The organism is Actinoplanes sp. NPDC089786, assembly GCF_040684855.1.
Lineage (GTDB): Bacteria > Actinomycetota > Actinomycetes > Mycobacteriales > Micromonosporaceae > Actinoplanes.
The window spans coordinates 63,987-77,261 of the sequence record NZ_JBFBGU010000020.1; the positions used below are offsets into that span (position 1 = coordinate 63,987).

The 13,275-nt window shown below is 74.8% G+C and carries 7 protein-coding genes; all 7 read right to left on the bottom strand.

Annotated features, from left to right (window positions below; all coding sequences use genetic code 11):
- Position 1: 1 nt before the first annotated feature.
- Complete coding sequence (locus AB0O15_RS37215; protein WP_364329072.1) at positions 2-2,374, bottom strand: GTPase-associated protein 1-related protein; 2,373 nt, start codon at positions 2,372-2,374, stop codon at positions 2-4.
- On the bottom strand, positions 2,371-3,540 hold the full coding sequence (locus AB0O15_RS37220; protein ID WP_364329075.1) for a hypothetical protein: 1,170 nt from the start codon (positions 3,538-3,540) through the stop codon (positions 2,371-2,373). The genes AB0O15_RS37215 and AB0O15_RS37220 overlap by 4 nt, the downstream gene beginning before the upstream one ends.
- Positions 3,540-6,245, bottom strand: a complete 2,706-nt coding sequence (locus tag AB0O15_RS37225; RefSeq protein WP_364329078.1) for a hypothetical protein — start codon at positions 6,243-6,245, stop codon at positions 3,540-3,542. The genes AB0O15_RS37220 and AB0O15_RS37225 overlap by 1 nt, the downstream gene beginning before the upstream one ends.
- A 5-nt stretch (positions 6,246-6,250) precedes the next feature.
- Positions 6,251-7,867 carry an Hsp70 family protein gene (locus AB0O15_RS37230; protein ID WP_364329081.1) on the bottom strand — a complete coding sequence of 539 codons (1,617 nt, stop codon included), beginning with the start codon at positions 7,865-7,867 and terminating at the stop codon, positions 6,251-6,253.
- A gap of 33 nt (positions 7,868-7,900) precedes the next feature.
- Positions 7,901-8,449, bottom strand: a complete 549-nt coding sequence (gene grpE / locus AB0O15_RS37235) for a nucleotide exchange factor GrpE (RefSeq protein WP_364329084.1) — start codon at positions 8,447-8,449, stop codon at positions 7,901-7,903.
- A gap of 68 nt (positions 8,450-8,517) precedes the next feature.
- The gene (locus AB0O15_RS37240; RefSeq protein WP_364329087.1) at positions 8,518-10,554 is read right to left on the bottom strand and encodes a hypothetical protein; all 2,037 of its coding nucleotides are present in this window, start codon (positions 10,552-10,554) and stop codon (positions 8,518-8,520) included.
- Positions 10,555-10,559: 5 nt separating this feature from the next.
- On the bottom strand, positions 10,560-13,169 hold the full coding sequence (locus AB0O15_RS37245; RefSeq protein WP_364329090.1) for a CHAT domain-containing protein: 2,610 nt from the start codon (positions 13,167-13,169) through the stop codon (positions 10,560-10,562).
- Between the last annotated feature and the right edge of the window lie 106 nt (positions 13,170-13,275).

Sequence of the window (13,275 nt, forward strand, 5' to 3'; positions counted from 1 at the left end):
ATCATTTGCCTTTCGAGCGGCGCAGCCAGGCCCGGCCGCGCCGGATCTTGTTGTGGTCGAGCAGCTTGTGCCACTGGTCGAGGGCCGTGGTCAGGTCCTGCTCGTCGAGCGCGGTCGAGACGCCGTCGACCTGCGAGGTGGGCGCCCAGCGGGCCCACTTGTTGACGGCCGCCCAGACGGTGTCCTGGGCCTGCACGTCCTTCGCACCGACGACCACGGCCATGGCGGTCGCCACGAACGGCGGCGCCGGCTTGTCCTTGAGGACCTCCACCGCGAGGTCGGCGTAGCGCCGCTGGGCGACCGGAGGCAGTTTGTTCAGGACGGCCACCACGGTCGCGGCCGAGCCGGCCGACAGCAGGGCGTCGACCAGCGAGGCCTGGTGCAGTCGTCGGATCGGGGCGGAGACCTGGTCGATGGCCCGCAGGACGGCGGCGTCCTTGGTGTCCGGATCGGTCAGCCGGCCGCACACGTCCCGCATCGCCGCGTCCTCCCGCATCAGGTCGCGGGTGTACTGCGCCGGGTTCAGCCGGCGGTCGTCGGCGAGGCGATGCGCCAGGTCGAGGTCGGCCCGGTCGAGCGCCCCGGACTGGACCCGGAACATCAGGTACTTCTCGACCGCGCCCGCGTGCATGGCCGCGCCCGGCGGCATCGCCTTGCGCAGCTCGTCCAGTTCCGGCCGGGCGGGCTGGGTGAACCGCCAGAGGTTCGCCGCCAGCGCGGTGAACTGCTCGACCGGGTCGTGGTGCGCGGCGGCCATCCGGATCAGCTCGCCGACCACGGTGAGCCGCTCCGGCCCGGCCGCGGTGGACATGCGGGCGCCGATCAGGACCCCGTCCAGCCGCGCGGTCGCGTCCATCGGGGTCAGCCGCCGGCACCACGCCTCGCCGACGCCTCGCGGGTCGGTCTCCACGAGCTCGTCGAGGCTGTCCCGCAGCGCGTCGAGGAACTCCAGCCGGGCCGGCCAGCTCGAGATCGAGTAGGCGGCGAGCGGGTTCCGCGCCCAGTGGCTCACGAAGGCGAAGGCTTGCGGCCCGATCAGCCCGAGGCGCACCGGGACGCCGTAGTCCCCGGCCACGGTCAGGGTCGCCGCGAAGGCCGGCCCGGTCGTCGCCCGCAGCGCCTCCAGGGTGGCCCGCAGCGCGTGGTGGGTGTCCTGGTCGGTCCACTCCTGCCGGGCCACGTTCGGCACCACGTCCGGCCGGGGCGGGCGGAGCGCGGCCGCGTCACGCAGTTCGGCGTTCAGCAGCGCCATCCGGACCGGAACCGCCTGGCCGGGGAACCGACCGGCGTGCGTGGCCCGGTCGAGCTCGCGCAGCAGCTCGACCCGGAGGTCGGCGACGTGCTCGGCGAACGTGGCGGCCACCGCCGGCCCGTACGTCTCGACCTGGTCGGGCGGCCCGTCGGTGAGCCAGCCGACGATGCGCCCATGGTGCCGCGGGGCCGGCTGCTCCCCCAGCACCGCCAGCCGGGCCAGGGCCGCGCCCTCCTCCGGCTCGAGGCGGCTCGCCCCGGCCAGCTCGACCGCGTCGGTCACGTCGAACGGGTCGTCGGCGGCGCAGAACGTCTCGGCCCACGCCTCGGCCAGCGGCGTGGTCACGGCCTCGCTCCACCGCCCGGCCAGCAGGTCGACCACCAGGTAGCCGCCGGGCCGGTCGGCCGAGGCGGGCGGCTCGTCCCAGCCCGGGTGCACCGCCAGCACCCGCTGCGACGACCGCGACGGCGTGGTGGTGAACACCTTGAACCCGATGTCCAGGGCCTGCCGGTGCGGCATCAGCAGGGTGGCCGCGGCGACCCAGGTGAGCACCGGCTCGACCTGGTCGGCGACGAACAGCACCTGCTGGGCCTGGCCGTCGTCGGGGCGGGACAGCACGCTGAGCAGCGCCGCGAGCAGCCGCGGGCCGTCCGGGTGGCGGCGGACGAACTCGTGCACCGCCTCGGTGTCCAGCACGCCCGGCGGCGGCTCGGCCGGCACCGCCTCGCAGCGGGTGGCGCCGGCCGGCTTGCTGGTCCAGAACGAGGCGCCGAACAGCTGCGCCGGGCGCAGGATCCCGTACGCCCTGGGGTCGTCGGTGGTGACCGCGTGGGTGAGCTGGTTGCCCTCGCGGGTGCCGTTGGCCTCCTGGCCGAGGTAGACGCCGGCGGCGGTGGCGTACCGGTCGCCGCCGACGTGCGCGAACGACGGCGGGTAGTCGCCGACCGGGCGCTGGTCGCGCATCCAGGTGGACGGCGGCTCGTAGAGCAGGTGCCGCTGCACGATCGCCATCGCGTCGCCGTCCACGTCGGAGGACGCGGCCTGGAACTGGAGCCCGGCGCCGCCGCTGAGCCCCTGCCCGGGCCGGCAGTCGGTGTAGATCAGCGTGCCGAAGTCGTTCATCGCTGCCCCCGCACCGGGACCACGCCGAACTTGCTGAGCAGCCAGACCAGCGGCTCGTCGACACGGTGCGGCCGGATGCCACCGGGGTCGATCTCCTTGGTGGCGTAGTTCGGCTGGGCGCCCAGCGCCGACACCGCGAAGTAGCGGAAGTTGGCGTAGTTGAACCGCAGGTGGGTGTCGATGTCGTCGGCGCCCCACTCGTGCAGCAGGGCCCGGATGTGCTCGTGCACGGCCTGGCCGCTGACGTCGTCGTACTCCGGGCCGGTCGGCGGCGTCTGCAGCACCGGGTGGTCGCTGCCCAGCTCGTCGTAGAACGCGTCGATCTTCGCGAACGCCACCGACACCGGGATGGCGATCTTGTTCTTGGCCCTGACCTCGTGCGTGACCCGGAGCTTCTCGGTGATCCGGCTGAGCACCTCGATGGTCGGCTCGCCGGTCTTGACCGCCTCGTCGGGCAGCCGGACCCGGTCGCGCGCCTCGGGCAGCATGAACGGGTCGAGCAGCAGGATCAGCGCGTCGGCGGCGCCGAGGTACTGCAGGTCGTGCACGTGGTCCTGGCGGATCAGGTCCTCGCCCGCGGTGTCGTAGAAGGACAGGAAGCTGGTCTTGAACGTGTTGCGCCGCAGCACCTGACGTTCCTGCCGCCACTCGAACACCAGCGGGTCGCGGCGGCCGTCGTTGGACTTGGCGGTCTGCTCGAACAGCTTGCGGTTGCTGTAGAGGTCGGCCGTGTTGGTCGGCGACGGCTGGTCCCCGGAGACGCGTACGTCCGCGCCGAAGCGCCGCCGCAGACCGGTCCGCAGCTCCTGCGAGAGCACGGTCAGGTAGACCGTCTTGCCGGTGTTCTTGGCGCCGACCATGGCGATCAGCGGGCTGGTCGACTCGGCGAAGTTCACCGACAGCGGCGTGTGGCAGCACGGGCAGACCCGGATCCCGGAGGCGCCGTGGCAGGCCGGGCAGACCTCCTTGCGGGGCGCCGGGATCAGCTTGCGCTGCGGCCCGTAGGCCGGGCGGGACATCACGTTGAGCCCGGTCTCGCGTTCGCGGTCCGGGTCGCGTACCGCCGTGCAGGCCTTGAAGCCCGGGGCGCTCTGGCCCGAGCACTGGTACCAGAGCCGGTTCGCGGGGATGCGGTGATAGCAGTACGGGCAGGCCAAGCGGGACATCAGGACACCTTCATCTGGTCGACGGGCGGATCCGTGACGGCGTATCCACCGGGTTTCTCGACGAAGCAGCGGATCCAGTACGGGCGGGCGAACGACGCCGGCACCTCGATCGCGATCGGGTACGGCACCCCGGGACGCAGGTGCACACCGCTCTCCCGGGCCAGCTCGGTGCCCTGCGCGGCGCGCATCGGCATGGCCACGCCGGCCGCCGCGACCACGACCACCTCGAGGTCGTGGCACTCGTCCTCGCTGGCCAGGGCGACCACCCGGGCCCGGTCGCGGACCCGGTCGCGCAGCTTGGCCAGCAGCGGCTTGCCCGACGGGGGCTGCGGGCGGGCCACGGTGTAGGCGACCCGGGTCGCGCGCGGCCCGATCGAGCAGGTGACCGGCGGCGACTGGGCGGTGCCGGTCGGGCCGACCGCGATCGCCCGGATCTCGGCGCTGCCGCCGCCGGTCGGCGCGGTCAGCGGGCAGCCGCTCTCGGCGTCGTACTTGGCCCGGCTGATCGTGAACGTGGCACCGGCCCGCGGCGAGTCCCACCGCACCTCGGCCAGGCCCACGTCGTCCGGCCAGAGCCAGGTGAGGATGATCCGGTCGCCGGTGCGGCGCAGCTGCGGCGAGGTGACCGGCGCGGTGACGCCCATCGCCACCGCCCGGCCGACGGCCGCGCCGCCGGCGCCGTACGAGAACGGGACGTAGACGTGCTGGCCCGGCGGGACGGCGCAGTCCATCGTGACCATGCCGCCACGGACCACCGGTACGCCCGGCAGCACGGCGCCGAAGGACCGCGCCCGGGCGGCCGGCACCTGCTCACCCGCTCCCCACGCGGGCGGCCGGTCCGACCGGCGGATCTCGATCTCGTCGTGCTCGCCCGCGGTCCAGGTCAGGCGGACCCGCAGGGCGCCGTCGGCGGTGGTCAGCGGCTCGACCGCCAGGTCACCGACCGGCCGGGCGGCGCCGCGCGGGGTGGCCGAGGCGACCACCGGCTCGGCGAGCTGCTCGCGGCCGCCCGGGCCGGGGTAGACGGCGGTCAGCTCGTAGTGGTGCGGCTCGCCGACCCGGATCGCGGTGTCGCGGAAACCGTGCCCGGTGACCCGGATCGGCGTGCCTACGCCGGGGCGGGTCCGGCGGACCCGGACCTCGATCACCGCGGGGTGCTGCTGCCAGCTGCCGCTGACGCTGGTCTCGTCGGCGTCCAGCGTCACCTCGCCGACCCGCGGCAGCACGGTGATCGAGCCGGTGACCGGCCGCGACCAGACGGTCCCGTTGGCGCTGGCGAAGACCGCGTAGTGGGCCGGGCGGCCGGGCGTGACCCCGGCGTCGACGGCCGCCCGGTCGGCCGACTGGGCCACCCGGACGCCGTCGGTCTCGTGCACCGGCGGCCGGTCGTCGCCGCGCACCACCCGATAGGTGAGCCCGCCCGGCGCGCCCGGGCCGGCCGCCCAGGACAGCCGGACGCCCGGCGGCGACGCGTGCTCGGCCAGGCTGAGCTGGGCCGGGTCGGGGGCGGGCAACCGTTCCTGCGCGGCCAGCACCTGCGCGTTGTCGGCGTCGAGCTCACCGGCCTGCTGCAGCAGCCGGGCGGCGCCGGCCACATCGTGCCGCCGTTCCGCGTCGGCGGCCTGGCGCAGCAGGTCGTCGAAGGCCGCCATCGCCTTGGTCACCAGCTCGGTGGCGGCCGCGTGTTCCGCGTGGTCGCCGGGCAGCGCGGCCAGCGCCGCCCGCGCCTCGCCGAGCCGCCGGCCCTCGATCAGCTTCTGGATCCGGTCCAGCCCGCGTTCCGGCCCGCCACCGGTCGACGGCAGGCTGATCGCGATCAGCTGGGCGTCCGCCTCGGTCACGCCCAGCTCGGCGATCTGCGCGGCCACGAACTTGGTGTCCAGCCCGGCCCGGTGCGCGTCGCCGACCTGGTCGACGATGTGGAACAGGGCGATCGCCGCCAGGTCGGGCACCTTCGTGTAGGCCGAACGCAGCAGCGCCAGCGCCGTCTTGCGGGCCCGGGTCGCGGTCGAGTCGGCGGCCTTCTCGGCCTGCTCGAGCTGCTCGGTGATCCGTTCCGGGCCCAGGCCCAGTTGCGGCCGGCCGGCCACGGTGAAGCCGCGCGCGATCGCGAACGGGACGGTCAGGCCGGGGTGGAGCAGGTGGACGACGGTCCGGGCGCCGGCCTCGGCCAGCCGATCGCGCAGCTGGTCGTACTGGGTGCGGCTGAGCCCGCAGTCGGCCGGCAGCTCGAGCACGTCGATCACGGTCAGCCCGGCCTCCCGGGCCGCCGCCTCGGCCTGGGCCACCTCGCCGCCCCCGACGTGCTGGGCGATCGCGGTGAGCTGGGCCCGGGTGATCCGGCCGGACGCGCCGTAGGCCTCGCGCAGCTTCCGGACCAGCTCGGTACGGGCGGCCTTCTGGTCGTCGGCCGACTGCCGGAACTGGTCCTGCCACCACAGCGGGTCGGCGAGCCGGCCGCCGGCCGTCCGCTTGAGCTCCTCGTCGGCCGCGATGAACTGCTTGCACACCGCGCCCGCGTTGGTGTTGCCGCGCGCCTTCTGGCCCCAGAACGCGCGCACCCGCTTGAGATGCGCCTCCAGCGCGGCCCGGTCGCGCAGGTCCGGCCGGACCGCGTACATCACCGGCGGAGGTGGCAGCTTGCCCCGCTTGCCGCGCAGCGGGCGCACCACCTCGCGCTCGTACGCCTCCTGGTCGAAGCTCATCGTGCTCAGGCCCGCACGGTGATGGCCGAGACGGCCTGGCGGGCGGTCACGACCTCCTCTTCGCTGAGCACGCTGACCCGTACGTCGATCGTCAGGTCCTTGCCGGTCGACGGTTCGGCCGCGTGCACCGAGAGGGTGCCCTCCTCGTCCACCTGCATGCTGATCGCGATCGGCGAGCCCATCCGCAGCGGCGGCAGCCCGGAGATCTCGCCGGCGCCCTTGTCCACGGCCGCGTTGGCCGACAGGTCCCGGCTCTCCACCGACCCGGCCTGCTCGTAGATCTCGATCGTGATCGCGGTCTGGCCCTCGGCCACGGTCTGCGCCTGCAGCGGCCGCGCGCCGCTGGGCAGCGACTCGTTGGCGTGCACGAGGTGGTGGATGTACGAGGCGGCGTCCGGGTCGCGCTCCCAGTCCGGGTTCTCGCTGTCGACCAGCTTCACGCCGAACGCCTTCGGCAGCACGTTGGTGATCTTCCGGTTGGCGTTCGCCTCGATCGCCGCGGGGGCGATCCCGGTGTTCCGGGCGATCTGCTCGATCCGGTCCTCGGCGCCGCCGGGCCAGTCCCACACCGCGCGGCTGAGCGCGAACCGGGCCGCGCCCTTGGCCACCGCCAGGTCGGGGTCGTGCAGCCGGGGCGTCCAGCCGAACTCGTCGGTCAGCCGCTCGGCGACCATCGGCATCTTGCTGGACCCGCCGACCAGCAGCACGTCGTCGATGGTGCCCGGGTGACCCTTGGACTTCAGCGTCTCGATGGTGCGCCGGGTGTACTCCACGGCCCGGTCCATCAGGTCCTTGGTGAGCTCGTTGAACTTGGCCCGGCTGACCTCGATCATCGCCGAGCCGCCGCCGTAGCGGATCGCCACCGGCCGCGACTCGGCCTGGCTGAGCATCTTCTTGGTGTCCTCGGCGATCCGGGCGATCTCCTGCAGGAACTGCTCGTCGTCGCGCGGGTCGCCGTCCGGCGAGGCCTTGTCGATGAACTGCTGCACCAGGTGGTCGGCCAGCCGGGCGTCCCAGTCGGCGCCGCCCAGCTCCTGGTCGCCGTCGGTGCACAGCACGTCGACGGCGCCGGCCGACACCTTGATGACCGTGGTGTCGAAGGTGCCGCCGCCGAGGTCGAAGACCAGCACCGTCCGGTCGCCGTCGACCTCGTACTGCAGGGCCGCGGCGACCGGCTCGGGGACGATGCCGACCACGTTCAGCCCGGCGATCCGGCCGGCGTTGCGGGTGGCGTCCCGCTCCAGCATGCCGAAGTAGGCCGGCACGGTGATCACCACGTCGGTGACCTCCCGGCCGGTGTACGTCGCGGCGTCCTGGGCGAGTTGCTTCAGGATCAGCGCGGAGATCGACTCGGCGGTGTGCGGCCGGCCGTCGAACTCCCAGGCCTCCTCCTTGCCCATGTACCGCTTGACCAGGCTGACCACCCGCTCCGGGTAGAGCTGGGCGACGTCCTTGGCGGTCCGCCCGACCACCACGTTGTCGGCGCTCTCGAACCACACCACCGACGGCGTGGTGTCCTCGTTGGTCATGGAGTTGCGCACCGGGGTGGGCCGGCCGGTGTCGTCGATGTAGGCGATCGCTGAGTACGTCGTGCCGAGGTCGATGCCGAAGTAGGTGTCCATCGTGTTCCTTCGTCTGCCGGTTTCGTGGGGAGGTCAGGCGGCTTCGGGCGCCGGGGTCCAGCGGGCGACCAGCACGGTGGCGGGCGCCAGTACCCGGTCGGTGACGGTGTCGCGGTAGCCGTCGCGGACGATCCCGGCGACGGTGGCGTCGGCCTCGGGCGTGACCGCGGGCACCACCCCGGAGGCGCGGTGGGCGCCGGCGTCGAAGCGGTCGCCGACGTCCGGGCGGACCGGCAGCACGCCGGCGCGTTCCAGGGCGAGTTCGACGGTCTGCCCGTACGACTCCAGCAGCGCCGCCGCCCGCTCGGCGCCGAAGTCCGCGGGCAGCTCGGCGGCCTGCTTGAGCAGGTCGTCGCGGAGCCGGTAGAGGTCGGTCACCACCGGGCGCAGCAGGCTCTGCCGCTCACCGGCCTTGAGCAGCTGGTTCTCCTCGTGCAGCCGCTCGATGACGCGTTCCCGGGCGGCGGCGCGGGCGTTGCCCTCGGCCAGTTCGGCGTGCACCGCCCGCAGCGCGTCGGCGTACGGGTCACCGGCGGGCTCGGGTTCCGGTGTGGGGTCGGGCTCGGTCTCGGTCACGGTCATCAGGCGCTCCTGGGCGGGTCGTCGGTCCTCTCCCCTCTCTGACGGACAGCTCGCTCGTCGCCGGAGATTCAGAGACCGTGATGGATCAGCTCGGCGTCGGTCAGCGCGGCCGATCCGGCCGCCCGCTCCAGTTCGGCGGGCAGGCCGGGCGGGGCCTTCCGGCGACGATCAAGGGCCCATTCGCGTACGGTGCGGACGGCGCCGATGCTGCCTTCGGCCAGATGCTGGTGCAGGACGTGCAGGACAACCGCCTCCTCGGCCGGCGGCACCGGGGTGCGCCAGGCCACCACGCCGGCGTAACAGGTGGCGAGCAGGGCCGCGAGCAGCGCCGGGAGGCCCGCGGTGGCCGGCGGCAGCACGGCCACGCCGCCGGAGCGGCCGCCCGCGGCGAGGTGGCTGAGCGGGAGACGTCCACCGGCCAGCTCCAGCTCGCCGCCGCCGGTGACGCCACAGCCCAGGTGCAGCATCGAGGCCGGGAGGCCGGCCCGGACCTGGTCGACCGTGGGCCGGTGGAGGAACACCCCGCGCGGGTAGAACGCGTCGCGCAGCCGGTCGCCGCCCGGAACGCCGACGAACAGCGGCTTCTCGGCCAGGGGCGGACGCCGGCGGGCGGCCAGATCGACAACCTGGGCCGCGGAGCGTACATAGGAGGCCGCCGACGCCGGACCGGCCTGCCCGTCACCCACCACCAGGAGACGCTCCGGCCGCGGAGCGCCGGGCGCGGCCGGCTCGAACCGGCCGGTCGCCGCGACCAGCAACAACAGGCCGGTCGGCTGCGGATAGGCGAGAGCGCCGGCCCCGGCCGACCGCAGCGCGCCGGTGACCGCGGTGAAGCCGTCGGCCAGGCGCGAGCGCAGGTCACCGGGCGTGCGGACCTCGTCGAGCAGGCCGGCCAGCCGGTAGGCGACGCTCAGCACATCGGCGCGCTGGCCGGGCAGGGCGTCCCGGGCGGCCAGCAGGCTGTGGGCGGCCCGGTCCCGGTCGGCGCCACCGTCGCTGTCGCCCCAGCCGCCGCTGTCGACCCGGCTCCGCAGATAGAGCGCGGTCGCGAGCAGCAGGTGGTTCTCGGCGCCCGAGCCGGGCGCGGCGGTCAGCCGGGTGGCCAGGCCGAGCAGGCCGTCGATCAGGTCGACGCCGGGCGGCTCGGCGTCCAGCAGGGCGAGCAGCGGCGGCCAGACGCGCGGCCCGGCGCCACCGAGGCGTTCACGGAAGGCGGCGCGAAGCTCGGCGGCGCTGACCGTCGGGCCGGCCGGCCGGCGGCTCTCCGGCCGGCTCTCCGTCCGGCTTTCCGGCTGGCTCTCCGGCCGTCTTTCCGGGTGGGGCGCGGCCGGGACGTCGCCATGCACCACGGCTACCGGGCGGTCCAGCGGCGACGACCGGGCCAGGTCGTCGGCCTCGTTCAGGCCGGGCAGGGGCGGGAGCCCACCGGGGCGCGGTATCCCGGCGCCGTACCGCTGCTGCACCTTCTGGAGCGCGGTGATCGCCTGGAAGAGCCCGCTGAAGTCGACCGCGGCCGGTCCGTGCTGGACCGCGTCCATCAGGTTCCGCATCGCCTCGGCGACCTCGATCATCGGCCCGGCGACGGCCTCGGCGTCCCCGCCCCGCACCGCGCGCAGGCACTCGACGGCGCGGTCGGCGTCGGCCCGCTGATCCACCATCGTGTCGCCCCGGGAGGCGCGGGCGATCAACTCTCCCGGCTGCATGACCGCGAGCACCCGGTGCAGGAGCAACTGGCCCAGCGTCAGCCGCGCGTTGAGCACCAGGCCGAACGGCAGCCGCGGGAACGACAGCGCCTCGTCGAGCAGGCCGATCGCCCGCTCACGTTCCGGGCCGCCGGCGCCGTGCAGGCCGTAGCGGGCGCCGAGAACCAGGCCGAGCAGCGCCGCCACCTGGCCGCGCAGGAAGTCGCCCGGCGCGAAGTACCCGTACGCCTCGTCCAGCACGGTGGCCGCCTCGGCCAGGTGTGGCCGCGACTCCGGCCGGCCCGCGCCGGAGCGCCAGTAGGCCTCGAAGAGCTTCTGCCCCAGCTCGATCAGCGGCCGGTTGCGGGCCGATCCGGTCAGCCGGGCGAGCTTGGCCCGCAGCCGGTCCAGTTCCTGGTCCACCGCGGTCACCGTCCCCAATGGACGTACGCGGCCCACGTGTCGAGGTCGGCGAGCTGCTCGCTGCGGGCGAACCGGGCGAGCTGCCGCGGCATGCCGTCCGGCGGCTCCCGGCGCGGGTCGAGCATCCACAGCTGGGCCTGGCGCAACGCCGCCCAGACCGGCAACGCGTCCCGCCGCAGCAGGTGGTGGAAGACGTACATCATCACCGACGACGAGGCGTCCGGCACCTTCCACAGCGTGCAGAGCACCGAGCGCGCGCCGCCGGCCAGGAACGCGGTGCCCAGGCTGAACGCCTCGTCGTGCCCGCCGATCGCCTTGCCGCTGTCGCACGCGGCCAGCACCACCACCTCGATCGCGCGCCCGGGCGCCCGGGCCATCAGCAGGCCCAGCTCCTCGGCGGTCAGCCGCTCGCCCCCGTCCAGCACCAGGTGGGCCGCGCCGGGCTCGACCACACCGTGGCAGGCCAGGTGCAGGGTGGCCCCGGCGCCGAGGTCGTCGCTGGTCAGCCAGTCGCGGACCTGCCCGCGGGTGCCCCGGCCGGACGGGCTGTCGGTGCCGTTGGGGCGGCGGCCGAGGAACCGCCCGCCCGGATAGAAGGACTCGCGGATCGCGTACGCCTCGATGCCCGCGAAGCGGAGCGTGTCATCGGCCGACTCTCCCGGATCCGGGTTGCCGACGATCAGACCGGTCGCGTCCGGCGGCACCGGCGGGCGGACGGCGGTCAGGCACAGCATGCGTGCGGAGACGGCCTGGGACAGGGCGATGCGCTCGATCGCGTACGTGCCGTCGCGGTGGCGCGCCGCCTGCCACGGCACCAGGGCCAGATCGCCGATCGGCACCAGGACCAGGCGGTGCGGGCGGCCGGGCGGCGGCGCGGGCAGGTGCGGCAGGTACGAGTCGATCAGCGGGCCCATCGCCGCCCGCCAGGCCAGGTCGCACAACTCGGCCCGGCCCGGCGTCTCGGCCAGGCCGCCGGTCAGGTTGGGCAGCGGCAGGAAGCTGGGCGGGCCGGCCGCGGGCACGGCGAGCGCGTACCCCGAGCCGTTGACGTCGGCCGGGACCAGATAGACCAGCGCGTCCGCGTCGACCACGGACAGCGCCCGCTGGATCTCGCCGAAGCCCGGCGGGTCGAGCAGATCGGCCGCGTCACCGAGCGCGGTCAGCACCTCACGGCGCAGGTCCGCGGGCAGCGCCTCGGGCTGCCCGGCGGCGACGGCCTCGCCCCAGCGCCGGGCCAGGTCGTCCTCGCCCGCGGCGGTCAGCCGGTCGGCCAGCCCGCGCAACTCGGTCGCCGCGAACAGGGCCAGGCCGCGCCCCGCGTCCAGCGCGCTGACGGCGCCGGGCAGGTCACCGGCGGTCACACAGTGCTTGGCGATGGCGGCCGCGTCCTCGGCGGCGCTGCGCACGGCCACCGAGGCGTCGGCCAGATCGGGCTGGACCAGAACCTTCCACACGTACGCCCGGAGCCCGGCCAGCCCGTCCTGATGGAAACCGGGCTCGTCGCCGAGCAGCTGGCCGACCGTGGTCAGCATCCCGTTGATCATCGCCCAGTGGGGATGCCGGGGCCCCTGGGCCAGCTCCTTCGCCCGCTGCAGGACCGAGCCGGCCTCCACCAGATCGCGGCGGGCGTTGGTCAGCTCGCCGCGGCGGAGCAGGCCGAGGGCCAGCCCGATCAGGTGGAACACCAGCTTCGGGTCACCGCCGCCGGTCACCTCCACGGCCTGCCGCAGGTGCTCGACGGCCAGGTCCACCCGGTCCGGGTCGGTCTCCTCGCCCAGGCCCAGCGCGGCGCCACTGACCTGGGTGTGCGCCAGCGCCCGGTCGGCCGTGGACAGCCCGGGCCGGCCGGTCAGCTCGATCAGCGTGGCCAGTTCCTCGTCGGTGGCCCGCTCGCCGTCACCGGCCCCCTCGCCCGCACCGGCCCGGATCCGGTTCATCAGGCCCAACGACTCCCCCGCCCCCTCCAGGACGCCCCGCAGCTGATGGCCCGGTGGCAGCGCCCGGGACAGCTCCAGCAGCCGGTCGAGGCGGTCACCGACCTCCTCGCCGCGCTGCACCGCGGCCATCAGCTCGGCGGAGTCGGACATCAGCGTCCGCATCGTCTCCGCCTCCGGCCCCAGGTCGCCGCCCTGGCCGAAGTGCCGGCGGACCTCCGCCGGGAAGCGGGCCACCGCCCCGTCGTCACCGTCGACGACCGCCCGCGCGTAGGTGAGCCCGAGCCGCGCCGAGTCGAACAGCATCCGCATCCCCGCGTCGTCCTCGACCTCCGACTCCAGCCGGTCCAGCTCGGCCAGGGCGCCCGCCGGATCGTGCAACTCGCCGACCGCGGCGCTCTGGGCGTACACCAGAGCGCGGGCGCAGGCCCGGGTCCGCCGCCAGCGGGCGCCCTCCGGCGGTGCGCTCTCGGCCGCCTCGAGAAGGTCGCCGAGCCTCATCTGGAGCAGGTCGCCGGCCGGGTCGGCCGAGCGCAGGAAGGTCTCGAGCAGGCCGGCCGCGAGCGTCCCCCGCGCCGTCAGGGCGGGCGGGAGGCTCAGCACGTCGGCGATCGCCTCGGTCACGTCGCCGTAGCCGATCACCGCGCACGCGATCCGCGCACATCGCTCAGTGTCGTCCACGCCGCGCCCCTCTCGCTTGTCGTCACCCCTTGTCTGACGGACAGCGCCTTTCTGACGGACAGCGCTTTTCTGACGACAGGGCGCCGGGGTGTTGCCTATACGCGCT